The organism is Ruegeria sp. TM1040 (assembly GCF_000014065.1).
Classification (GTDB): domain Bacteria; phylum Pseudomonadota; class Alphaproteobacteria; order Rhodobacterales; family Rhodobacteraceae; genus Epibacterium.
Window position 1 is genome coordinate 1,795,300 of the sequence record NC_008044.1, and the last position, 23,663, is coordinate 1,818,962.

The following is a 23,663-nucleotide window of genomic DNA, read 5'->3' on the forward strand; positions in this document are numbered from 1 at the left end:
CACGGGCTGTGCGCAGTTGCCAAGGGGGCGAGCCCCTTTGCGGTTAAGTTTCAGCCATGCACCCAGTGCATAAGAGCCGCTACCCCCACCTTGTGCGGGCCCTGAGCCACCATTGGACCAACGCCCACCACCCTAGACCTGCTGCAACTTGCGCGCCTCGACCCGGGCCAGACGGATCAGCTCCTGCATGAACGGTTTGCTTTCGTCCTCGCTGCGGATCGCTGCATAAAGCCGGCGGGTGATGCCCAGTTTTGTCAGCGGGCGCGTCACATAATCCGAGGAATACTTCACCTCGCGCACAACCCAGTCAGGCAACACCGAGACCCCGCGGTTGGAGGCCACCAACAACAAGATCACCGCCGTCAGTTCGACCTTCCTGATGCTCGCAGGCTCCACGCCCGCCGGGATCAAGAGCTGGCTGAACACATCGAGGCGGGTGCGCTCTACGGGATAGGTAATGAGGGTCTGACCACGAAAATCCTCGGCTTCTACATAGGGCTTTGCGGCAAGCGCGTGCTGGGCAGAGGCGACAAACACGGGATTGTAATCAAAGAGTTCAATAAAGGAGACCCCCGGCATGTCCTCGGGGTCGGAGGTCACCACCAGATCCACCTCTTCGCGCATCAAAGCGGGCATGGCCTCGAACGCGAGACCCGGACGGATGTCCACATCCACATCCCCCCAGCTTTTGCGAAAGCCCTCCAGGACAGGAAACAGCCATTCAAAACAGGCGTGGCATTCAATTGCGATGTGCAGACGCCCCGCCTCGCCCTCGCGCAGGGCGGCAAATTCTGCTTGCGCAGACTCAACTTGCGGCAGGATCTGCTCTGCCAACCGCAACAGCCGCAGACCCGCCGCAGAGAGCTTCATCGGTTTTGAGCGGCGCAAAAACAGCTCTACCCCCGCCTGCTCTTCAAGCCCCTTGATCTGATGACTGAGCGCGCTCTGGGTGATGTTGAGCTGATCCGCCGCCCGCGCCAGCCCACCGGCCTCGTGGATCGCCTTGATGGTCCGAAGATGACGAAACTCGATGTGCATACTGCGATCTGCCTCATGTTGTTCTTGAGAAATATGAATTTGATTCACTGATAGCTCTCATGTGAAAAGGGGTCAAACCTGAAGCGACACATGTGTCGCAAAACACGACATTCCGAGCCCGCCGTGAAACGCGCGCCGCCTCCGAGGAGCACCGACAGTGACCACGCCCGAGATTTCCTTTGAATTCTTCCCGCCCAAGAACCTCGAAGCCTCTTTTCGGCTTTGGGACACGGTGCAGTCACTGGCGCCGCTGGCGCCCCGTTTTGTCTCTGTGACCTATGGCGCGGGCGGCACCACCCGCGAGCTGACCCGCGATGCGGTGACGACCCTGCACAAGAATTCCGGCCTCAAGGTGGCTGCACATTTGACCTGTGTTTCTGCGACACGACAGGAAACACTTGATATCGCAGACCAATATGCAGCAGCCGGGATAACCGACATCGTGGCCCTGCGCGGTGACCCGCCCAAGGAAGAAGGTCGTTTCACGCCGACCGCGGACGGGTTCAACTCTTCGGTGGAGCTGATTGAGGCGCTCGCCGCAACCGGCAAGTTCAACCTGCGCGTTGGCGCCTACCCCGAGAGCCATCCGGAAGCCGCCAGCCAAGCGGCCAATGTAGAATGGCTCAAGCGCAAGCTTGATGCCGGTGCCGATGAGGCGCTCACGCAGTTCTTCTTTGAGGCCGAGAGCTTCTTTCGGTTCCGCGACGCCTGCGCCAAGGCGGGCATCGACACTGACAAGATCACGCCCGGCATCCTGCCAATTGAAAACTGGAAGGGCGTGCGTCGTTTTGCAGAGGCCTGCGGCACCACGATCCCGGCTTGGCTGGACGAGGCGTTCGAGAAAGCAGACCGCGACGATCGATGCGATCTCCTCGCCACAGCATTGTGCAGCGAGCTCTGCACGGAACTCCTGGATGGCGGCGTCAAGAAGCTGCATTTCTACACGCTGAACCGCCCTGAACTTACCCGCGATGTGTGTCACGCGCTCGGTGTGAAATCCAAGGCACGCCTTCAGAACGTCGCGTAACGCTTGTTACGCCTGTGGCGCCCTCCTAACGTTTGTGAAATGCATTCAGGAGGACGCCATGGCCGTCGCGGAAACACCTTCTGATCTGTTGCCGATCGAAAAGGTCGCCCAGATCTCCGGTCTCGACTTCATGACGGCCATCCTTGAAGGCCGCCTGCCCGGCCCGCCGATCGGGGAAACCCTCGGCTTTAGCCTCAAGAGTGTGGAGCCCGGGCGCGTGGTGTTTCGCGGCGCACCTGAATTCAATGTCACCAACCCGATGGGCACGGTGCATGGGGGTTGGTACGGCACGCTTCTTGACAGCGCCATGGCCTGCGCGGTGATGACACGGGTGCCCAAGGGATCCGTCTACACAACGCTGGAATTCAAGATCAACATTCTGCGCTCGATCCCGCTTGGCATGTCCATCGACTGCTGGGGGGAAATCGACCACGTCGGGCGCACGACCGGGATCGCACATGGCGAAATCCGTGGTGTCGAAGATGGCAAGCTCTATGCAACAGGATCAACCACCTGCATCGTGATGAAAGTCGCGCCCTGATGCGTCGGCCTATAGCTCAGGAGGATCTAGCCAAGATCCAGTCCGCGATCGCGTCCAGCGCCCCCGGCGCATAGGCCCCTCGTCCCGCGAGCATAAAGCGCGCATGCGCAAACCACGACCACTCATCAAAGCTCTGATAGTTATATGTTTTTGCGCGTAGCAAGCCATGGGTGGCTTCTGGCCATAGCTGCAATTTGGTCTCAGCCGCCGCTGCCGCGCGCAGGCTTCGGTAACGATCAAAGTCCCGAACCGCGTCCACATTCAGATCCTGCGCGCCCCAGATTGCCATCAGGGGCAGTTCAAGGGCTGCAAGATCGGCGCTTGCATCGCTGTTGCGATTGACCTGAATAAAGCCCCAGCGCGCGGGTGTCATCCCCGCTGGCAGCGGCGACGGGGGAATATCATGGGCAAACAGGGTTTTGTCCTGCGCTGCGGACGCCTCCAGCGCCTGCGCAATCGCCGCGCGCGTGTAGCCCGCGCGTTCAAAGCGGACCCGCGTGTGATAGGCGCCTTGCGCCTGCCATGAGACCGCAGGTCCCACCAAAACCAGAAAATCCGCAGCCCCCGGTTCAAGTTTCGGCAGCACCCAGCCTGCCTGCGAAAACCCAAGGGCACCGATGGGCACCTCCGCGATCGCTGCCTCAAGCTGCGCCAGCGCCACGCGCACCTCAAGCGCACGATCCTGCATCGATTGTTGTTGCCAGTCGCCCTCCGACGCGCCAATGCCGGGCTTATCCCAGGCCGCAACCGCGATGCCGCGATCCAGGAGCGCGTTGATAAAAGGCGCATATCCGCCGCTCGCTGTGCGATCCTGAGCGCCATCGCCATGCACCAAGACCACCGCCGCCCGCAACGGCTCATCCGGCAGCCAGAGCGTCCCCGCGATCTGTCCCTCTAGGGTGCGAAACTCAAACGTTGTCTGAGCGCGTCGCTCCAGATCGTGATCGAGTAGCCGCCAGAACACAAACGCCCCAAGCAATGCAGCACAGAGCGCCGCGGCAATAAAAACTCTCGGCTTCAATTGAATGTAACCTTGTAAAAATCCATATCTCTCTGGACTTAGGGAGGGACGATGGCGAACTCAAACCAGATGGGCCAAAAAGTCTCGATTGAGGCCAGTATTCGCCCGGAGCATCGCGCCCAGGCAGCGCGTGGCTATTGGCAGGCCTTTGCACGCAAACTGCGCTACCCGCTGGGGCCCGCTTCCAAGGCGATGGCCTTTTTTGAACGCGTGATCGACCCGGAGCACGCCCTCAGCGCGGTTTCAGACACCGGCGATTTTCTCGGTGCGGCCGGGTTCAAGACGTCGACTGGCAGTTTTATCGGCGGGCATTTCAACGATCTGAGCCGCGTCTATGGCTCCATCGGCGCAACCTGGCGCGGACTGTTGATCCACACGCTCGAACGCGACTGCGAAGAGGGCACACTGCTGATGGACGGGATTTTTGTTGAACCAGAGGCCCGCGGACTCGGGGTCGGCACCAAATTGCTGCACGCGCTAATGAACCGTGCCGAAAGCGCCGGATTGCAGCGCCTGCGCCTTGATGTCATCGACACCAATCCGCGCGCCCGAGCGCTCTATGAGCGCGAAGGCTTCGTCCCCGGCCATGAGAAAAAGCTTGGTATTCTGGCGCCGCTTTTTGGGTTCTCAACGGCGACAGAAATGGTCAAAACGCTCCGGCCAGTACAGCTCTAGAACAGGCCTGCACTGCGGCGCCTAGAGGCGGGTTTGGCGCATAAAGATACCGAGCCACCCGGCTGTCTTGTTGGGCTTTTTTGCTATCTGAACACTGGGATGCACGCGCTCACTCGGGTCGAGACCGATCTTGCGTCGGCTACGGATCAGAAAGATCTTGCCCCAGCCCGACCATGTGCCCACCGAAGGTGCATCGGGATCCACCGGAAAACGCATCCGCCAGTCCCGCGGCAGCGGCAGGCCCGACATCTCTGCGCGTTCCAGCATCCAGACCAACGACAGGTTGGCCAGCGGGCGGGCGGCGTCACATTCGCCAATCTGACCGCCAACATCGCCATGAGAGCCCCGAAACCAGACCTGCTCAAGCTGGCCTGAATAGTCTGGCGAGGTTTGCCACAGCACCGGTGCATAGGCTTCGCGCGTCTCGTCCATGGCCAACGCGTGATAGCCCGCCCGGACGTGATCCCCCAGTTTCTGATCATGGAACGCGTGTTGCACTTGCGACCAGCGCCACAGGATCGGTAGGCGAATGCCCAGCGCCTTCACGGTATCCCAGGCTCCGACCATCTCAATCTGGATCTCCGGGTGGCAATGAGCGTTGCGAAAGGCTTGTCGTACCTCATGGCCGCTTCCCATCTGGTAGTGGCGATAGGCGGTGCGGATGTGGCGCACGGTGGCGTGTTCTGTTTTCACCAGCCCAACTGCGCCGAGCATGCCGGCAAGGGAACGCGCCGCGTAGGCGCCGCGCGAGTAGCCCAGAAGATAGATCTTGTCGCCGGGGCGATAGCGCGAGGCGAGATAGCCATAGGCGCTGCGGATCTTGCGGTTGATGCCGCGCCCAACCATCACATCGGCGGTCTTGCTCCAGGCGTTCCACTGCACGCCAGCCTCGTAATAAACAGAGACCCGCGGCCCCATTTCCTTGCAGAGCCGATAGGCCATTCCCGCATGGGTTTCACGCCCCGGTTCGAGTGTCGACATAGTGCCGTCAAGGATGATCACATGAGATTGCGGACCGCGCGAAGCGGTCTCTGACGAGTGCGCGGACAGCAGCCGACGCCGCCCGAACACTCCCAGAACTGATTTACTCAGCCGCTTGAGAAACATCCCTCATCAACTCCCAAAGTTTGACCGGCGTGAACGGCATATCCACCTGCCGGATGCCCTGATCCCAGAGCGCATCCTGAACCGCATTGGCCACTGCTGCGAGGGCCCCAACCGTGCCCGCCTCGCCGCAGCCCTTCATTCCCATCGGGTTCTGCGTCGATGGCACCGGCTCCGAGGTGAAATCCACCCAAGGCATATCTTCGGCGCGCGGCATCGCGTAGTCCATGAACGTTGCCGTGAGCAACTGGCCATCCGCGTCGTAGACCACATGTTCAAGCATTGCCTGCCCTAGCCCCTGAGCGACCCCGCCATGCACCTGACCTTCGGCCAGCATGGGGTTGATAAGATTTCCAAAATCATCAACCACCGTATAGCGGTCAACGCGGGCCTGCCCGGTTTCACGGTCGATCACGACCTCGGCGAGATGGGCCCCGTTGGGGAAGGAACGTCCCGGCAGTGATGCTTCGGCCTGATGGCGCAACAGGTCTACGCGCCCCTTTTCACGGGCCAGGTCAGCCGCCTCAAGCACCGTCGGGGTGAGATTGGACCCCGGCGCGCGGAAGGTCTCACCATCAAAGTCGACAGCCTCCTCATCCACGCCCATTTCTTCGGCAAGGAAGGGGGTGAAGGCGGCCACCATCTTGTCGACGGTGGCCAATGTGGCATTGGCCTGTGTGGTCACGGAACGAGAGCCGCCGGTCCCGCCGCCCTTGGCGATGCGGTCACTGTCGCCCTGGACAACCGAAATGGCGCTGACGGGGATGCCGGTCTGGTCCGCAAGGAACGTCGCAAAGACAGTTTCATGCCCTTGCCCGTTGCTTTGCGTACCCACATAGATGTTCACCCGGCCGTCCTCCAGAAACTCGACGTCTGCAGTCTCTGAAGGATCGCCCAAAATACTTTCGATATAGTAACAAAGGCCCGCGCCCCGGTAACGACCTTCTGCCGCGTCCTGCGCGCGCCGCGCCTCGAACCCGGCCAGATCCGATTCTTTGATGAGACGGTCGAGCACGAGGTTGAAATCCCCCACGTCATAGGTCTCATCGGTGACGGTCTTGTAGGGAAACTTTTGCGGCGCGATGAAGTTCCTGCGCCTCAGGTCCATCGGATCAACGCCAAGATCGCGCGCCGCCCGGTCGATGACCCGCTCGAGCACATAAATCGCCTCGGGCCGCCCCGCCCCGCGATACGCATCCACCTGCGTGGTGTTGGTATAGATCCCATCCACTTCGAGCCACGCGGTCTGGATGTCGTAAACCCCTGCCAGCACCCGAGAAAACAGCTGGGTCTGAATGGGCTGGCCAAAATGAGAGTTATAGGCGCCGAGATTGCAATGCGTATGGACGCGGTAAGCCGTGATCTTCAGATCCGCGTCAAAGGCCAGCTCGGCCAGAGAGGTGAGATCCCGCCCGCCATTGTCGCTCAGCATGGCTTCGGTGCGATCCGACATCCAGCCCACGGGCCGCTCCAGCACCTTGGCTGCATAGGCGACGGCAAAATACTCCGGATAGGGCATTGCTTTCATGCCAAAGCCGCCGCCCACATCCGGCGTCACCACATGTACATCTTCGGCGGGGAGATGCATTTTCTTGGCCAACTGCTCCTTCATGGACCAGACGCCCTGCCCGCCATAGTAAAAATGCATGCGCCCATCCTGCCAGGTGGCGTGACAGCCGCGTGGCTCCATCGCGTTGACGATGATGCGGTTGTCGTCGACCTGCAGGCTGACCGTATGAGCGGCAGCTTCAAAGGCCGCATCGGTTGCAGCCTTGTCGCCAAGCCCCCAGTTGAAGGCGCGATTCTGAGGTGCCTCGGGATGAATCTCTGCGCCGCCTGCGGCCAGATCTAGCTTCACGTCGAGATCCTCGTAGTCAAACTCGATCAATTCGGCGGCGTCACGCGCCTGATCCATGGTGTCGGCGATGACCACGGCCACGGGCTCCCCGACATAGCGCACGCGGTGCCCTGCCAGCACCGGCCGTTCGGGAGCTGCAGCCTTGCTGCCGTCAATATTCTTGACCAAAGCACCATCAAGCGTGGCCTCAATCCCCGCATCAACCAGATCGGCCTGCGTAATCACCAGATGCACGCCTTCGGCTGCGCGCGCATCATCGACATTGAGCGTGGTGATCTCGCCATGCGCGACGGGGCTGCGAAACACATAGGCCCGCAATGCCCCCGCAGGCATGGTATCCTCGATGTAGCGCCCCTGTCCGGTCAGCAGACGCTGGTCCTCCACCCGTGCGAGCGGCTGACTCTTCCCAAATTTTTCGACCCGTTGGTTCATCGGATGGCTCCCTTTGCCTGCGCTCAGCTTGGGCGGAGCCTACTGTGCGCGACAGGCTTGTCCAGTGATCCCGCGCCCGTGGTGTAAGAAATTTCTGCCTTCTGGCGCCGTCGAAGGCGCTCAAGGTCGTACCCACCATTTGAGGAATTGCGCTGCGCGAGGCGCATCGCGGTGGCGCAGGCGCCGTGCCCCCTGGGCACGGCGCCTGCTCGGCCCAACGCTTTTGGGAGCCCGACAGGGCACCCGCAAAGGGGCGGGAGCGCGCCCTTTTGCTTTGACCTTCAAAGCTGAGAATGCTCGCCGGTCTAAAACCCAACGTGAGTTGTAGACGCCCACCTGCGATCATCTAAGGCAAGTGCAGCAAAAACTCTGACTTGATTGGGAGTCTTCTCGCCCTGAAGCACCCACTCGACACCGAGAATACGGGGCGCCCAGACGAGATCGCTAAACAGGACGCGAGTCAGCTGGCACGTGTATCGCCGTGTCAGGTCATGACACGAAGCGTATGGCTCGCCTGAAAAAGCTGCAGAAACTCGTGTACCCGGACAGGTTCGCGGCATACGCGTCAGACCTGACCGGGCACGAAAGCCGAGACTTTCTATGAGGGGGGCACGCAGTTGGGAGTGGTGAGTGGGGTGGGCTGCGTCCCTTGATGACCTTTATTTCAAATAAGACTTAAGAGCCGGTTATCAGCGCGGGCCGACAAAGAAAATTCTGCAAGTCCCCGCTGTGGGTTCGACACTTTCCCTTTGGGGCGGCATTCGTTATTGGAAGGACAACCGCGGGCGATGGCCTGCACATATATACTCCAAGACGTGACGCACGGGGCATCTGATATGGCACTGGACAAGACCTTTAACGCAGCCGAGGCGGAGAGCCGCCTGTTTGACGCCTGGGAAAAAGCGGGCTGCTTTACCGCTGGCGCAAATGCCAAACCGGGCGCGTCGACCTACTGCATCATGATCCCGCCGCCCAATGTCACCGGCGTTCTGCACATGGGGCACGCGTTCAACAACACGCTGCAGGACATCCTCATCCGCTGGAAACGCATGCAGGGCTATGACACGCTCTGGCAGCCCGGCACAGACCACGCTGGCATCGCCACGCAGATGGTGGTGGAGCGCAAGCTCGCCGAAACTCAGCAGCCTTCACGCCGTGAGCTGGGCCGTGAAAAATTCCTTGAAAAAGTCTGGGAATGGAAAGAGCAATCCGGCGGCACCATCATCAACCAGCTCAAGCGCCTCGGCGCGTCGTGTGACTATGAGCGCACCGCCTTCACCATGGCGGGCGCGCAGGGGGACACCCGCACGGGCCATGAAAACTCGCCCAACTTCCACGACGCCGTCATCAAGGTGTTTGTGGAGATGTACAACAAGGGCCTCATCTATCGCGGCAAGCGACTGGTAAACTGGGACCCGCATTTTGAGACCGCGATTTCCGACCTTGAGGTCGAAAACATCGAAGTTGCGGGCCACATGTGGCACTTCAAATATCCGCTCGCCGGAGGGGAGACCTATACCTACATCGAGAAGGACGAGGACGGGAACGTCACGCTCGAAGAAGAGCGCGACTATATCTCCATCGCGACCACCCGCCCCGAGACCATGCTCGGCGACGGCGCGGTTGCGGTGCACCCTTCGGACGAACGCTATGCGCCGATCGTGGGCAAGCTGGTCGAAATCCCGGTCGGCCCCAAGGAGCACCGCCGTCAGATCCCGATCATCACCGATGAATACCCGGACAAGGATTTTGGTTCCGGTGCCGTAAAGATCACCGGCGCGCATGACTTCAACGACTATCAGGTCGCCAAGCGCGGCGGCATCCCGATGTACCGTCTGATGGACATGAAAGGCGCAATGCGCGCTGATGGTGCGCCTTATGCCGAAGAAGCGGCAAAGGCCCAAGCCCACGCGAAGGGTGCGGCGTTCACTGAAAACGAGGTAGATGCAATCAACCTCGTGCCCGATCATCTGCGCGGGCTGGATCGCTTTGAGGCGCGCAAGCTGGTGGTGCAGGAAATCACCGACGAGGGTCTGGCGGTGATGCAGACCGTGACTAAAACCGTCAAAGACGATGAGGGCAATGAGACCGAGGTGTCCGAGGTGGTCCCGATGGTCGAAAACAAGCCGATCATGCAGCCCTTTGGCGACCGCTCCAAAGTCGTGATCGAGCCGATGCTGACTGACCAGTGGTTTGTCGACGCCGAAAAGGTTGTTGGCCCGGCGCTCGATGCGGTGCGCAATGGCGATGTGAAAATCCTGCCGGAAAGCGGCGAGAAGACCTATTACCACTGGCTGGAGAACATCGAACCATGGTGTATCTCACGTCAGCTGTGGTGGGGTCATCAGATCCCGGTTTGGTACGGGCCTGAAAAAGATCTGCCTGATCCATTTGACAAAAACAAAGTCGCCACAAAGGCATTTTGTGGTGCATCCAAAGAAGAGATTCTTCAACAAGCCAAAGACTACTATGGTGAAGATGTACAGGTCTCCATCGGCGAAGATGGCTTTGAGTTCATTGCAACCCCCGATGCGGTGATCCTTGAATCGGTTCAACTTCGTCGCGACCCCGACGTGCTCGACACCTGGTTCTCCTCCGGCCTCTGGCCGATCGGCACGCTGGGCTGGCCCGAATGGACCGAGGAGACGTCCAAGTACTTCCCGACCTCGACGCTGGTCACCGGTCAGGACATCCTGTTCTTCTGGGTGGCCCGGATGATGATGATGCAGCTTGCCGTCGTCGATCAGATCCCGTTTGACACCGTCTATCTCCATGGCCTCGTGCGCGATGCCAAGGGCAAAAAGATGTCGAAATCCACCGGCAACGTCATCGACCCGCTTGAGATCATTGACGAATACGGCGCCGACGCGCTGCGGTTCACCAATGCGGCGATGGCGAGCCTTGGCGGCGTGCTGAAGCTCGATATGCAGCGCATCGCGGGCTACCGCAACTTTGGCACCAAACTCTGGAACGCCGTGCGTTTTGCCGAGATGAACGAGGTCTTTACCGACGCCGTACCGCAGTTGACCGTGGACGACCTTGCCCCCAAGGCGGCCGTCAACGCCTGGATCGTGGGCGAGACCGCCCGCGTGCGCGAAGCGGTGGACGAGGCGATGGAAACATTCCGGTTCAACGACGCGGCGCAAGCGCTTTATGGCTTTGTCTGGGGCAAGGTCTGCGACTGGTATGTCGAGCTCTCCAAGCCGCTGCTGCAAGGCGATGACACCGAGGCGCAGGCCGAAACCCGCGCCACCATGCGCTGGGTCATGGATCAGTGCATGATCCTCTTGCACCCCATTATGCCCTTCATCACCGAAGAGCTCTGGGGCGCCACCGGACCGCGCGCCAAGATGCTGGTGCATGCAGATTGGCCGACCTACAAGGCCGCCGATCTGGTAAAGCCCGAAGCCGATGCAGAGATGAACTGGGTCATTTCCGTCATTGAGAACACCCGCTCCGCCCGCGCGCAGATGCATGTGCCCGCTGGGCTCTATGTGGAGATGCTCGTGACGGAGATTGATGCAGCCGGTCAGGCCGCATGGGAGGCCAACGAGACGCTGATCAAACGTCTGGCGCGGATTGAGAGCCTGTCCAAAATCGAGACCGCCCCCAAAGGCTGCGTGTCGATCTCTGCGCCGGGGGCGTCGTTCCTGCTGCCGCTCGCGGACATCATCGACATCGACGGCGAAAAGGCCCGGCTTGAAAAATCGCTTGGAAAACTCGCCAAGGAGCTCGGTGGTCTGCGCGGACGTCTGAACAATCCGAAGTTCATCGCTTCCGCTCCCGAAGAGGTGGTCGAGGAAGCCCGCGAAAACCTCGCCGCGCGCGAAGAGGAAGAGACCAAGCTCAAAGAGGCGCTCTCGCGGCTTGCCGAAATCGGCTGACCCGCAGATCACACTCTGAAACGCCCGGGCCCTTGGTTCGGGCGTTTTTGTCTGCACTGTCATGCATCTTGGCGACTGGCAGAGGGGCTTTCCCCGTGAAATTATCATCAATCGCCTATAGGTGGTGATTGCCAAAGCCCGGGATCTGGTACAGCTTGGGTGCAGAACACGAGAGGCCGGTCACCGGCCCGGACTACATGGGGAACGAAAATGGCCAAAGGGTATTGGGTGGCGCATGTCGATATTGACGACATGGAGCGCTATAAGGCGTATATTGACGCCAACGCGGCCCCCTTTCGTGAGTATGGCGCGCGATTTCTGGTTCGAGGCGGCGCCAAAGAGGTGCGCGAAGGACAGACGCGTGCGCGCACCGTTGTGATCGAATTCAAGGATTTTGCGACGGCCAAGGCCTGCTATGACAGCCTCGCCTACCAAGAGGCCAAGGCGCTCAGAGATCCGGTTTCGACCGGAGATATGGAAATAGTCGAAGGCTACGACGGCTGACGCCGCCGAAAAGGAGTTTTTGATGCTGAAGAAGCTGTTTCAGGCCTTTCGCCCGCCGCAAAGCCCGAACCTGCCCGACCCGGATGCGGAACTGGCGCTTGGTGCGCTTCTGGTGCGGATCGCACAGTCTGACCGGGCCTATCTTCTGGAAGAAATCAGCCTGATCGACCGCATTCTGGCGCGTCTGTACGGGCACAATGCGCTGGAGGCCGCCAAGGTGCGCGCCACCTGTGAGAAGCTGCATGCCGCAGCGCCTGAGACGGACACGTTTGGCCGCCTGATCCGCGAGACGACCGGGCTTGAAGAACGGCTGGCGGCGCTGGATGCGCTCTGGGAAGTGGTTCTGGCGGACAACCGCGAACACGAGGGCGAAATCCGGATCGTCGAAGACGCCTGCAAGGCCATGGGGCTGTCGGTGATCGACAACAAACGGGCGCGTGATCGTGCCCGCGCCAAGCTGGCCACGCAACCAACGGAGTAGGAAAGCGCATGATATTCAAGGACTTTTTGGATAAGCTATTGGCGCCTGCTCCGTCGATCTTACCAGATGAGGATGCCCGGCTCGCACTGACGGCACTGCTGGTGCGTCTGGCGCGTTCCGACAATGTCTATTCCGACTCCGAGCGGGACCGGATCGACCGGATCCTGCGCAGCCGCTTTGCGCTGGATGCGGGTGCAGCCCAGATCCTGCGCGAACAGGGCGAAGGGCTGGAAGCTGAGGCTCCGGACACGGTCCGCTTTACCCGCGCGATCAAAGAGGTTGTCCCCTATGAGGAGCGCACCGGCGTGGTAGAGACCTTGTGGGAGGTCGCGCTGTCGGATGGCAAGCGTGACGTCGAGGAAGACGCCCTGATCCGACTGGCGGCCAATCTTCTGGGTGTCAATGACGTGGACAGCGCCATGGCGCGCAAACGGGCGGAGGCCCACGCATGATTGCCTCTTTGCCGATGTATGATCGCCCCGAAACCGCTGCTGCAAATGATGCCTTCTGGGCCGCGATCCGCGCCGAACTCGGCCACGGGCCTGAGAGCCTGACACGCGACATGGATCTGTGGCAGGTCTGGCGCGCGCCCGATCTGTTGCTGGCGCAGACCTGTGGACTGCCGTATCGCGCGCGCCTCTACGGCGATGTGGAACTGGTGGGCACCCCCGATTACGGCCTGCCGGGCTGTCCGGAGGGGCATTACAACAGCGTCTTGATCGCCGCAGCCGATCGCAAGGGAACGCCCCTTCGGGATTTTGCCGGGACCCGCTTTGCCTACAATGACTCTCTGTCGCAGTCCGGCTGGGCGGCGGCCATGATGCGGATGCGTGCAGACGATATGCTTCCCGGCGAGCTGATCGAAACCGGCAGCCACCAGGCTTCGGCAGTCGCGGTTGCCGAAGGGCGTGCGGATTTTGCCAGTCTTGATGCGCTCACCTATCAGATGCTGCTGGACTACGAGCCGGACCTGATGGCAGGCCTGTGCGAACTGGAACGCACCGAGCCGACACCGGCGCTGCCGTTCATCACTGCGCTGACACAGGATGCCACCATCCTGCGCACCGCGATGGAGCGCGCGCTCGAGGCGCTGGAGCCTGAACATCGCGAGACTCTGCACCTGAAGAAGATCGTCTCGACCACCCCGAGCGACTACCTTGCAGTGCCCACCCCACCGGGTCCGACACTGGTGATGGACCGTCTTGCCCGCGCGCGCTGAAACCACGCGCGCCACTGCCTGCGCAGCGCGCGCCGCATTTGGCGCGCACATTGCGCTTTCTGGCAGTTTCCGTAGCGAAATTGCCGTTTTACGCCCGGTTGCCCCCCCTTTGCGCATTGCATTCGCCCGGAAAGTTGGTCCAATAGGGGCCACTTTATATAACAGCCGGACGATGTAACCTTGACCGACGACACCCCTGTACTCGAAATCCGCGGATTGCATAAATCCTACGGCGACTTGGAAGTGATCAAAGGGGTGGATATCACCGCCAAACGCGGCGACGTTGTGTCTTTGATCGGCTCTTCCGGCTCTGGCAAATCCACCCTTTTGCGCTGCTGCAACCTGCTTGAGGACAGCCAACAGGGCGACATCCTGTTCAAGGGCGAACCGATCACCTGGAGCGGCAGCGGCATCGCCCGCCAGCCCGCGGACGCCAAGCAAGTCCTGCGCATCCGCACCAATCTGTCCATGGTGTTTCAGCAGTTCAACCTGTGGTCCCATATGACCATTCTGCAAAACGTGATGGAAGCGCCGCTGACCGTGCTGAAACGTGACCGCGACGAGGTGGAGAAATCCGCGCGCAAGTATCTCGATCAGGTGGGCATCGGCGACAAATGCGACGTCTACCCGGCGCAGCTTTCGGGTGGCCAGCAGCAGCGAGCAGCGATTGCGCGCGCGCTCTGCATGGAACCTGAGGCGCTGCTGTTTGATGAGCCGACCTCCGCCCTTGATCCCGAGCTGGAGCAAGAGGTCGTGAAGGTCATCAAGGATCTCGCCAAGGAAGGCCGCACCATGCTGATCGTGACCCACGACATGCGTATGGCAGCAGATGTCTCCGATCACATCGTGTTCCTGCATAAAGGGCTGATCGAAGAAGAAGGCTGCCCCGACGAGATCTTTGGAAATACCCGCAGTGAACGGCTGCGGGCCTTCCTGTCGTCCACGCGACAGGCCCAATAACCAAAAACCAGACCAACACCAATAAACGGGAGTTACCACATGAAATCTCTGCTTCTTGGCTCTGCCGCACTGGCACTGTCCGCAACCTTTGCCATGGCCGACACCATCCGCCTCGGCACCGAGGGCGCCTACCCTCCCTACAACTTCATCAACGACGCCGGTGAAGTCGACGGGTTCGAGCGCGAGCTGGGCGATGAGCTGTGCAAGCGCGCCGAACTGACCTGCGAGTGGGTCACCAACGACTGGGATTCGATCATTCCGAACCTGCTGTCGGGCAACTACGACGCGATCATCGCGGGCATGTCGATCACCGACGAGCGCAAGGAAGTTGTTTCCTTCACCGAAGGCTACACCAAGCCCTCGCCCTCCGCTTACGCCGCCCTGTCCGAAGGTGTTGACGTGAACGCAAGCGTTGTTGCCGCGCAGTCCGGCACCATCCAGGCGGCACATGTGGCCGAAACCGGCGCCACCCTGGTGGAATTCCCCACCCCGGATGAGACCATCGCTGCCGTGAACTCCGGCGAAGTCGATGTGGTGCTCTCCGACAAGGACTTCCTCGCACCGATCGTTGAAGAATCCGATCTGGTCTTCCTCGGCGACGTCTACCTCGGTGGTGGCATCGGCATGGCGTTCCGTCAGTCCGACGACGAGATGCGCGGCAAGTTCGATGCGGCGATTGCCTCGATGAAAGAAGACGGTTCGCTCAACGAGCTGCTCGACAAATGGGAGATCGAGGGCAAGTTCTGATCGCCCTGATCCCTGACTGAAACACGGGAGGGGGGCATCGGCCCCCTTTCCACTTTTGCCACCGCGCATGCGGTCGCGCCCGTTCCCCATCAGATGACGAGGCCCGCCATTTTTTCCTATTGCTCTGATCCGGCCACGCTCGAGGGCTTGCAGTGGCTGAGTTGCTACCTCACTACCGGCAAGCATTGGGCCTTTTACATGTCCTTTGGGACGGTTCTGTTGCTGCTGGCGGTCACCGCCCCGATGGCGCTGGCCTTTGGTTTCTTTGGCGCCAGCGCCGCACGTTCGCGTGTCCTGCCGCTGGCTTGGTTCGGCAAAGGCTACATCGCCGTGGTGCGGGGTGTGCCCGATATTGCCTTCTTCCTGTTCTTTGTGATCGCGCTCGATCAGGGGATAGAATGGCTGCGCCATCAGGTGAAATGTCCGGACTGGGATGAGCCGATCCGGCAGGGCAACGACTTTATCGTCTGCCAGGCCGCCAAGATGCCGCTCAATACCGACCCGCAGTGGTTCCATGAGATCTATGGCTTCAGCCTCGCGGTCCTGACCTTTGCGATCGTGTTTGGCGCCTTTGCCGCCAACGTGTTGTTTGGGGCCATGCGCGCGGTGCCGCGTGCGCAGATTGAAACCGCCGAAGCCTATGGGATGACGCCCCGCCAGACCTTCTGGCGCGTGCTGGTGCCGCAGATGTGGGTTTATGCTCTGCCCGGGCTCTCGAACCTCTGGATGGTTCTGATAAAGGCGACGCCGCTTCTGTTCCTGCTCGGCGTCGAAGACATCGTCTATTGGGCCCGCGAGCTGGGCGGGTCAAAAACCACCCGCTTCACCGACTACCCCCACGGCGACTGGCGCATGTGGTACTTCCTTGGGCTTCTGGTGTTCTACCTCGCCTTTACCAAGGTCTCTGAAATCGTCCTGGCCCGTATTTCCCGCCGCCTGTCCCATGGGCAGGCCACCCTCGCCGGCGAAGCCCAACGCAAAGCCGAAGGAGCCGCAACATGAGCTGCTTTGAAACCTTTCAGGCCTATGCGCTGCGCTCAATCGGGATTGGCGAACGGTTGCTGCCGCGCAGTGACTTTACGCTCTGCGATCAATTTGTCCTGATCGGTTCCGGCCTGATCTGGAACGTCTACTTCGGCGCGATTGCGATTTTCACCGGGTTCTTCTTTGCCAATGCCCTCGCGGTGGCGAAGAACTCCCACAAGCGCTGGCTGCGCGCACCGGCAAACGGGTTCATCTTTGTGTTCCGGGGCTCGCCGCTGTTCATCCAGTTCTTCTTTGCCTATTTCGTGTTCCTGTCGCTCAAGAGTGTTTCACCGATCTTTGATCCGCTCTCGGCGGCCTGGCTTGGTGCGCTGATCGTGCTGTTCCTCAATACCTCGGCCTATTCGGCAGAGATCTTCTACGGCGCGCTGCGCTCGATCCCCAAAGGCGACCTCGAAGCCGCCGACGCCTATGGTCTGTCGGGCTGGAGCCGCTTTCGCAGGGTGATCTGGCCCACCATGATGCGGCTGGCCTGGCCCGCCTATACCAACGAGGCGATCTTTCTGTTCCACGCCACGACACTGGTCTATTTCTCGGGCTTTCCGGCGTGGCGCCAAAAGGGCGATGCGCTGTATTACGCGAACTACTTCGCGGATAAGACCTTCAACCCGTTCGTCCCCTACCCGATCCTTGCGTTCTATTTCATCCTGCTGACGCTGGCGATCATCGCGGTGTTTGGAATGATCAACACGCGGCTCAACCGGCATATGCCACAGGAGCTGCGCCGCAAGATCCGGGTGCGCCCGCAGCTGATGCGCTAAGGGCGCGACACCCGCAAAGAAAAAACGCCCCGCTGATCAGATCAGCGGGGCGTTTTCTTATCCACGCGCCTTGGCACGCACATAGTTGCCCGGCGCCTGTTCAAGCACCGGATAGGATTTATGCGCCCCTGGCACCCGCGCGGGCACCTGCTTGCCCGAACGTTTCTTGAGCCACGCCTCCCAGCGCGGCCACCAGGATCCTTCGGTGAACTCTGCGCCCTCCATCCAGTCGTCGGCATCGAGACTGAGATCGCCGTTGACATAATGACCGTATTTGTTGCGGCTCACGGGATTGACGATACCCGCGATGTGACCGGACTGGCTCACCACAAAGCTCTTGGAGCGCGAGCCCATCTGTTGCACGCCGCGATAGCATTGTTTCCACGCCGCAATGTGGTCGGTCTCGCAGGTGATCGCCATCAGCGGCACGTCCACATCGCGCACATGCAGCGTATGCCCAAAGAGCTCGAACCCGTCGGTCACAAACTTGTTGTCCTGGCAGAGCCCCCGCAAATACTGCACCGCCATTTTTCCCGGCAGATTGGCGCCGTCGCCATTCCAATAAAGAAGATCAAAGGCCGGTGGGGTCTCGCCCATCATATAGCTGCGGATGGCCGGGCCATAGACCAGATCATTGGCCCTCAGGAACGAGAAAGTCCGCGCCATGATGTAGTGCGGCATGATCCCGTCTTCGCCGATCTCCGCTTCGATCGCATCGACAAAATCGTTTTGCAGGAAGGGCGTAAAATCCCCCTGATCGGAGAAATCGGTGAGCGCGGTAAAGAATGTCGCGGACTTCACCGATTTGTCGCCGCGCTGTTTCAGGAGCGACAGCGTCAGGCTGAGCGTGGTGCCCGCAATGCAGTAGCCCACTGCATTCACTTGCTTGGTGCCGGAGATCTCCTTGGCGACCTCGATGGCCTTGAGGAACCCCTCCTCGATGTAATCCTCCATGCCGACATCAGCATAGTCCGAATTGGGATTGATCCATGAGACCACAAACAGACTGTAACCCTGATCTGTGATCCATTTGATCAGGCTGTTCTTTTCCTTGAGATCGAGGATGTAGAACTTGTTGATCCAGGGCGGGAACAGCACGATGGGCGTTTCGTGCACCGTCTCGGTGGTGGGATGATACTGGATAAGCTCCATCATCCGGTTGCGATAGACCACCTCGCCGGGGGTGGTGGCGATGTTGTGACCGATCTCAAAGGCGTTCTCATCGGCGAGGCGAACGATCAACTCGCCATCATTGGCCTCCAGATCGGCCACGAGATTCTCCAACCCGTCGATCAGGGATTGCCCGTCAGTTTCCAGCGCCTTTTCCAGAGCGTCCGGGTTTGTCGCGAGGAAATTGGTCGGAGCCATCATGTTGATGATCTGATCGGCAAAATAACCGAGCCGCTGCCGATCCACCCGATCGAGATCTTCGACCTCGTCCACAGCGGTACGGATGGCCTCCGCATTGGTCAGGTACTGATCGCGCAGGAACCGGAAATAGGGATTGGTCTCCCACATCGGATTGGCGAACCGACGATCGTTTACCGCGGGGCGCTCTGTAGTCTCGCCCTCCTCATTCTGCGCGGCGGCCAGCGTCTGTGCCATGGCCTGCTGCGCTTCTGCAAAATTTTGCACCGACTTGCCCCAATATTGAACTTGTTGTTCAAGCAGGCGGGTGGGGTTCTGTGCCATCGCAGCCCAATAGGACGATGCTGCACGCGCGAAAAGTTCCTGATTCGGAGCGTCCAATCCGGGGTTGTGACCCTTCTTCTGAGCCAAAACTTCGATCAAACGCTTGGAGAGTTGCTCTACGCGCACCAAATTTTCTTTAAGCTGGTCAATCTGTTCCGCAGATGAAGCTTCAATAGACTTGTCCGTTGTTGTCATCTTAAGGAAACCCTCATAATCTTTCTGCTGTGCAGAATACTTGCTTCGCCATTCTACGGCAAAGCGGCCTCAGCTCCCAATCTCCCGGCGTGCGTCGGCAAAGATGGGCTCAAACCGCGGCACGAAAAGCACCGCCAAGGAGACGCACATGCGCTACATGATGTCCTACGACCTGATGGAGACGGTTCGTAACGCGAACCAATGGCTTGGCGCAACCGCGCTGTCCATGGCCTCCTATCCGGCCAATGCCGCCCTGCCGAACCCGATGCTGAGCTGGATGGCCGCATGGGGTCAGGTCACAGAACGCAGTTTCGAGCGGATGGTGACCAAGCCCGACTGGGGCATCCCGGCAACCACCCTGCCTGATGGTAAGGACCATCTGGTCGAAGTCGACACAATCGTCGAAAAACCGTTTGGGGATCTCATTCATTTCCGGGTCACCGATCGCGCTGAACAGCCGCGCAAGGTTCTGGTGGTGGCGCCGATGTCCGGCCATTACGCCACGCTCCTGCGCTCCATGGTCAAAAGCTTGATCGAGAACTGCGAAGTCTATGTGACAGACTGGCACAACGCCCGCGACATTCCCGTCTCGGCCGGGAAATTCGATGTCGAGGATTACACGCTCTATCTGGTTGAGTTCATGCGCGAACTTGGCCCTGACACCCATGTGGTTGCCGTCTGTCAGCCGGCGCCGCTCACCCTGGCGGCGACCGCCTATCTCGCAGAGATCGACCCCAAGGCGCAGCCGTCTTCGCTGACCCTGATCGGCGGTCCCGTGGACCCTGACGCCACGCCCACCGATGTGACCGATTTTGGCCGCCGCGTGACCATGGGACAGCTGGAGCAGACCATGATCCAGCGCGTTGGCTTCAAATACAAAGGGGTCGGTCGCAAGGTCTATCCCGGGCTGTTGCAGCTGGCTTCATTTATGTCGATGAACATGGACCGCCACTCCAAGGCCTTTTCCGAGCAGATCATGCGCGTCTGCCGCGGCGAGGCCACGGATCACGATGCCCACAACCGCTTTTACGACGAGTATCTTGCAGTGATGGACATGCCGGCAGAGTTCTATCTCTCGACGGTAGAGCGTGTCTTCAAACAGCGCGAAATCGCCCAAAACGCCTTTACCGTCCAAGGTCACAAGATCGACATCGGCAAGATCACGGATGTCGCGGTGAAAACCGTTGAAGGCTCCAAGGACGATATTTCCGCGCCCGGTCAATGCATTGCAGCGCTGGACCTCTGCACCGGCCTGCCCGACTCGAAAAAGGCAAGCCATGTAGAACCCGGTGCCGGGCACTATGGCATCTTTGCCGGTCGTTCCTGGCGCAACAACATCCGTCCGCTTGTGATAGATTTCATGGATGCCAACGCGCGCCAACCTGTGCGCAAACAGCCCAAGAAAACCGCAGCCAAATAGAGGGCATTTTCATGTCTGACGCCCCCTCGGAACCGCTTGGGTTTTCCTGTGCCTGTGGCGCGCTCTCCGGTCACATCGAGGCGGCCTCAGTCAAGCAAGGCACCCGCCTACGCTGCCACTGCACCGATTGCCGTGCAGTGGAGCTCTATCATGGGTCTCCGGATCCAAAAGGAAGCGGGGTCGACCTGCTGCAGCTCAACCCGGATATGGTAGTGATCGACCGGGGCGCAGATCAGCTACACCTGCTGCAGCTGTCTCCCAAGGGGCTCTATCGTTGGTATGCGGGCTGTTGCGGCACGCCGCTGTTCAATGGCCTGCGCAATCCGAGGCTGCCCTTCATCGCGGTCCGCACGGCGCTTTTCTCCGAACCCGACCGCCTAGGGCGCGTGGTGGCAGAGGCCTTTATTCCACAACCGGGGAAACCGCCACGGCACAAGGGCGCGGCGCGCATGACAATGAAACTGGCCAGTCGAATGATTTCTGCCTGGGTCTCCGGGCGCTGGCGCCAAACCGCGTTTTTTGACGGTCAGAGCGGGCGACCAGTGGCAGAGCCACATGTGTTGTCCAAGGCCGAACGCAGGGCGCTGACCGCAGACAAGCAATAAATCTCAAGCGCTTGCGCGATAATTCGCAGACAAATGCAACACGTCCTCTGACAGCTCTTGCATGGGCGTATCCGCGTGCGCGATCACCGGTGCTGCGGTCTGGCGCCGCGAACGGCGACTGACCCAAAGAGGTTCATCAACCGGCTCTGCCAGCTCTCCGGTCAGAGGGCAAACCGCGTGATCTCCGATGATCCAATTGTGCAAAATGGCGCTGACACGCTCGGGTTGCTCCATCAATGGCACATGCCCTGCATCCTCGATCATCTCAATCCGGGCATTCTGCATCAGTTCCGCCGTGATCATCTGCCGTTTCACAGGCGTGATCTGGTCATGCACGCCGCAGATCACCAGCCCAGGCTGCGAGGCCCGCCGCAGGGTTGCTTGCTGATCTCGGCGTCGTTGCAACATCCGGCTTTGCGACACAAAGACATCCGGTCCCAGATCCTCTGCCATATCCGCAAGCTGTCCCATGATCTGATGCCGCAACGGTCCCGGTGCCAGGCTAGACGTCGGGATCACCTCTTCCATGACACCGCGCAGCCGTCCGGTGCGCGCACGGATGATCCAGGGTTCACGTTCTGCCGCCTTGGCCGGGGTTTCCGGCAGCGGCGTCGACCCGATGAGCCCGATACCCGCGATACGTCCGGGTTGCGCAGCCAGCATCGCCATCGCAATCGATCCGCCGAGGCCGGCCCCAAGCACGGTGAACTTCTCTGGCATATGCGTCAAAAGCGTGGCCGCGACATCCTCAATCCGATCCGCGTTGAGCACCGGCGCAATCGTGACCGGCACATGCCTCGAGAGCATTCGGACCTGGGGTTCCCAGACCCGTCCGTCACTCATGAATCCAGGCACAACCACCAAAGGATGCGCCAACAACTGCGCTGGTTCAATCATATGTATCTGCCCGTATTGAATGCGCCTATGTATGGCGCTTGGGTTCACTACACGTCCCAAAGTGCGGGGCAGCAAGGACTTTTTTACTCTGCGCAAAATTGGTTAAGGATGTGTGTCTTCCTCAATACCCATTCCAGCGGAACGCGCCCTCCGGCGAGAGCGCCGAATAGGGGTTATGCGCGATTTCCCAGATATGCCCGTCTGGCGACTGGAAATAGCCGATGGTCCCGCCCCAAAAGACCGGCCCAGCCGGGCGCAAGATGGCAGCGCCCGCAGCCTCAGCCCGCGCCAAAAGCGGGGCAACCTCTTCGGCGTCGCGCACGTTATGGCTCAGGGTCATCGCACCGGTGCCCAGGGCCTCGATCGGCAAGTTCAAATCTTCCGCCAGCTTGTCCAGCGCATAAAGACCAAGGGTCTGTGACATCAGATCAAAGGCGACAACGCCATCCGGACTTTCTGCCCGCGTCCACCCAAGTTGCTCGTAAAACTGCGCCGATGCTTCCACATCCTGCACACCAAGCGTGATCAAACTGATCCTTTGTTCCATGGTTCAATCCTTTAAAAACAAACGACGCGCCAAAACCCTTGGCGCGCCCTTTCCTTACATCAAGCAGGAACAAATTGCGAACATTTCTTCGTTTATCCGGCACAGACCTGCTCGACCGCCGATGCGATCAGAGCCAGGCAGGCCTCATCCGAGAACCGGTGATCGGCGTCTTTCACCAGCGTCAGCCGCATATCCGCGCAGTCAGCATGCTCCAACAGCCGCAATGCCGTCTCGGTCGAGACGGCCGAGTCATCCGTGCCCTGAAGGCAGCGCACCGGAAAGGGCAGATCAAGCTTTTCCCGCAACACAAGGTTTTCACGCCCGTTTTCGACCATGCGCTTGGTCACAATATAGGGCTCCATGTAATCGCTGGGCAGCTCGACATGGCCCTGGGACTCTAGTTCTTCTTTTTGCGCCACGGTGAAATTGGCCCAATAGCCATCCTCGGTAAAATCAGGGGCGGCGGCGATTGTGACCATCCCCTTGATCCGGTCCGCGCGCGCCTTGGCAAGTAACAGCGCCTGCCAGCCCCCCATCGAAGAGCCCACAGGAACGATCTCCCCCTCGGTCAGGCCATCGACAACCGCAAGCGTATCTGCATGCCAATCGCCGATGCAGCCCTCCTCAAACCGCCCCGAACTTTCTCCATGGCCGGAATAGTCAAACCGCAAGAACGCCTGCCCGCGCGCCTTGGCCCAATCCTCAAGGAACACCGCCTTGGTGCCTTCCATGTCGGACTTCAGCCCCCCAAGGAACACCACACAGGGACCCTGCCCTTCGGTCTTGTGATAAGCGATACGTCGTCCCTCTGAGGTCTCCAGATACTGCGGCGCCATGTGTTTTCTCCCAGAAATCTTGCTCTCTCTCCCATGCCACGCGGCGGAGGGATTCGCCAATTCCCCGTCTTCTAACCCCAAATATCCCGGGGAGCGCGAGGGGCAGCGCCCCTCGCCCAGGGGGCTTTAATTTCAAACCTCTATCTTGACCTTGACCGCGCCCTCCGCCAAACAG

General features: G+C 60.2%; 22 protein-coding genes. 14 read left to right on the top strand and 8 right to left on the bottom strand.

All coding sequences use genetic code 11. The annotated features are described in order from the left end of the window. Positions 1-132: 132 nt before the first annotated feature. Complete coding sequence (locus tag TM1040_RS12915) at positions 133-1,038, bottom strand: LysR family transcriptional regulator (RefSeq protein ID WP_011539027.1); 906 nt, start codon at positions 1,036-1,038, stop codon at positions 133-135. Positions 1,039-1,195: 157 nt separating this feature from the next. Here TM1040_RS12915 and metF point away from each other — a divergent pair, with 157 nt between their 5' ends. Continuing rightward, positions 1,196-2,065, top strand: a complete 870-nt coding sequence (gene metF / locus TM1040_RS12920) for a methylenetetrahydrofolate reductase [NAD(P)H] (RefSeq protein WP_011539028.1) — start codon at positions 1,196-1,198, stop codon at positions 2,063-2,065. Positions 2,066-2,123: 58 nt separating this feature from the next. Continuing rightward, the gene (locus tag TM1040_RS12925; protein ID WP_011539029.1) at positions 2,124-2,606 is read left to right on the top strand and encodes a PaaI family thioesterase; all 483 of its coding nucleotides are present in this window, start codon (positions 2,124-2,126) and stop codon (positions 2,604-2,606) included. A 16-nt stretch (positions 2,607-2,622) separates the two neighbouring features. Here the strand turns inward: TM1040_RS12925 and TM1040_RS12930 are convergent, their stop codons facing one another. Next, a complete protein-coding gene (locus tag TM1040_RS12930; protein ID WP_011539030.1) occupies positions 2,623-3,627 on the bottom strand; it encodes an alpha/beta hydrolase in 1,005 nt (334 codons plus the stop codon). A 51-nt stretch (positions 3,628-3,678) separates the two neighbouring features. On the opposite strand from TM1040_RS12930, the gene TM1040_RS12935 reads away from it, so the two are divergent. Next, positions 3,679-4,302, top strand: a complete 624-nt coding sequence (locus TM1040_RS12935; RefSeq protein WP_011539031.1) for a GNAT family N-acetyltransferase — start codon at positions 3,679-3,681, stop codon at positions 4,300-4,302. 21 nt (positions 4,303-4,323) lie between these two features. On the opposite strand, the gene TM1040_RS12940 is transcribed toward TM1040_RS12935, so the two are convergent. Both TM1040_RS12940 and TM1040_RS12945 read right to left on the bottom strand, forming a co-directional pair. Continuing rightward, positions 4,324-5,409: a DUF2235 domain-containing protein gene (locus TM1040_RS12940; protein WP_011539032.1), complete on the bottom strand. Its 1,086-nt coding sequence runs from the start codon at positions 5,407-5,409 to the stop codon at positions 4,324-4,326. Further along, on the bottom strand, positions 5,387-7,696 hold the full coding sequence (locus TM1040_RS12945) for a xanthine dehydrogenase family protein molybdopterin-binding subunit (RefSeq protein ID WP_011539033.1): 2,310 nt from the start codon (positions 7,694-7,696) through the stop codon (positions 5,387-5,389). The genes TM1040_RS12940 and TM1040_RS12945 overlap by 23 nt, the downstream gene beginning before the upstream one ends. 836 nt (positions 7,697-8,532) lie before the next feature. Between TM1040_RS12945 and TM1040_RS12950 the strand changes: the two genes are divergently transcribed. The 9 genes from TM1040_RS12950 (at position 8,533) to TM1040_RS12990 (ending at position 17,296) form a co-directional block, all read left to right on the top strand. After that, positions 8,533-11,580, top strand: coding sequence for a valine--tRNA ligase (locus TM1040_RS12950; RefSeq protein WP_044027175.1), 3,048 nt, complete (start codon positions 8,533-8,535; stop codon positions 11,578-11,580). 210 nt (positions 11,581-11,790) lie between these two features. Continuing rightward, the gene (locus TM1040_RS12955; RefSeq protein WP_011539035.1) at positions 11,791-12,084 is read left to right on the top strand and encodes a DUF1330 domain-containing protein; all 294 of its coding nucleotides are present in this window, start codon (positions 11,791-11,793) and stop codon (positions 12,082-12,084) included. 22 nt (positions 12,085-12,106) lie between these two features. Beyond that, positions 12,107-12,565 (top strand): TerB family tellurite resistance protein, encoded by a 459-nt coding sequence (locus tag TM1040_RS12960; RefSeq protein WP_011539036.1) that lies wholly within the window; start codon positions 12,107-12,109, stop codon positions 12,563-12,565. A gap of 8 nt (positions 12,566-12,573) precedes the next feature. Next, positions 12,574-13,017: a TerB family tellurite resistance protein gene (locus tag TM1040_RS12965; RefSeq protein ID WP_011539037.1), complete on the top strand. Its 444-nt coding sequence runs from the start codon at positions 12,574-12,576 to the stop codon at positions 13,015-13,017. Next, positions 13,014-13,784 carry a phosphate/phosphite/phosphonate ABC transporter substrate-binding protein gene (locus TM1040_RS12970; RefSeq protein WP_011539038.1) on the top strand — a complete coding sequence of 257 codons (771 nt, stop codon included), beginning with the start codon at positions 13,014-13,016 and terminating at the stop codon, positions 13,782-13,784. Before TM1040_RS12965 ends, TM1040_RS12970 begins: the two co-directional genes overlap by 4 nt. A 180-nt stretch (positions 13,785-13,964) precedes the next feature. Beyond that, positions 13,965-14,744 (top strand): ABC transporter ATP-binding protein, encoded by a 780-nt coding sequence (locus TM1040_RS12975; RefSeq protein ID WP_011539039.1) that lies wholly within the window; start codon positions 13,965-13,967, stop codon positions 14,742-14,744. A 39-nt stretch (positions 14,745-14,783) separates the two neighbouring features. Further along, positions 14,784-15,491, top strand: a complete 708-nt coding sequence (locus TM1040_RS12980; protein ID WP_011539040.1) for a transporter substrate-binding domain-containing protein — start codon at positions 14,784-14,786, stop codon at positions 15,489-15,491. Positions 15,492-15,599: 108 nt separating this feature from the next. Further along, positions 15,600-16,493, top strand: a complete 894-nt coding sequence (locus TM1040_RS12985; protein ID WP_084789047.1) for an ABC transporter permease — start codon at positions 15,600-15,602, stop codon at positions 16,491-16,493. Then, positions 16,490-17,296: an ABC transporter permease gene (locus TM1040_RS12990; protein WP_011539042.1), complete on the top strand. Its 807-nt coding sequence runs from the start codon at positions 16,490-16,492 to the stop codon at positions 17,294-17,296. Before TM1040_RS12985 ends, TM1040_RS12990 begins: the two co-directional genes overlap by 4 nt. A gap of 57 nt (positions 17,297-17,353) precedes the next feature. Here TM1040_RS12990 and phaC read toward each other — a convergent pair whose 3' ends face one another. Beyond that, positions 17,354-19,183, bottom strand: coding sequence for a class I poly(R)-hydroxyalkanoic acid synthase (phaC, locus tag TM1040_RS12995; RefSeq protein WP_011539043.1), 1,830 nt, complete (start codon positions 19,181-19,183; stop codon positions 17,354-17,356). Positions 19,184-19,331: 148 nt separating this feature from the next. On the opposite strand from phaC, the gene phaZ reads away from it, so the two are divergent. Both phaZ and TM1040_RS13005 read left to right on the top strand, forming a co-directional pair. Further along, entirely contained in the window at positions 19,332-20,603 is a 1,272-nt protein-coding gene (gene phaZ / locus TM1040_RS13000) for a polyhydroxyalkanoate depolymerase (protein ID WP_011539044.1), read from the top strand. 11 nt (positions 20,604-20,614) lie between these two features. After that, positions 20,615-21,208 carry a DUF6151 family protein gene (locus TM1040_RS13005; RefSeq protein ID WP_011539045.1) on the top strand — a complete coding sequence of 198 codons (594 nt, stop codon included), beginning with the start codon at positions 20,615-20,617 and terminating at the stop codon, positions 21,206-21,208. Positions 21,209-21,211: 3 nt separating this feature from the next. Here TM1040_RS13005 and TM1040_RS13010 read toward each other — a convergent pair whose 3' ends face one another. The 3 genes from TM1040_RS13010 to TM1040_RS13020 all read right to left on the bottom strand — a co-directional run bounded on the left by TM1040_RS13010 (position 21,212) and on the right by TM1040_RS13020 (position 23,488). Next, complete coding sequence (locus TM1040_RS13010) at positions 21,212-22,105, bottom strand: alpha/beta fold hydrolase (RefSeq protein WP_044026795.1); 894 nt, start codon at positions 22,103-22,105, stop codon at positions 21,212-21,214. A gap of 121 nt (positions 22,106-22,226) precedes the next feature. Then, entirely contained in the window at positions 22,227-22,652 is a 426-nt protein-coding gene (locus TM1040_RS13015; protein ID WP_011539047.1) for a VOC family protein, read from the bottom strand. A gap of 92 nt (positions 22,653-22,744) precedes the next feature. Continuing rightward, on the bottom strand, positions 22,745-23,488 hold the full coding sequence (locus TM1040_RS13020; RefSeq protein WP_011539048.1) for an alpha/beta hydrolase: 744 nt from the start codon (positions 23,486-23,488) through the stop codon (positions 22,745-22,747). Between the last annotated feature and the right edge of the window lie 175 nt (positions 23,489-23,663).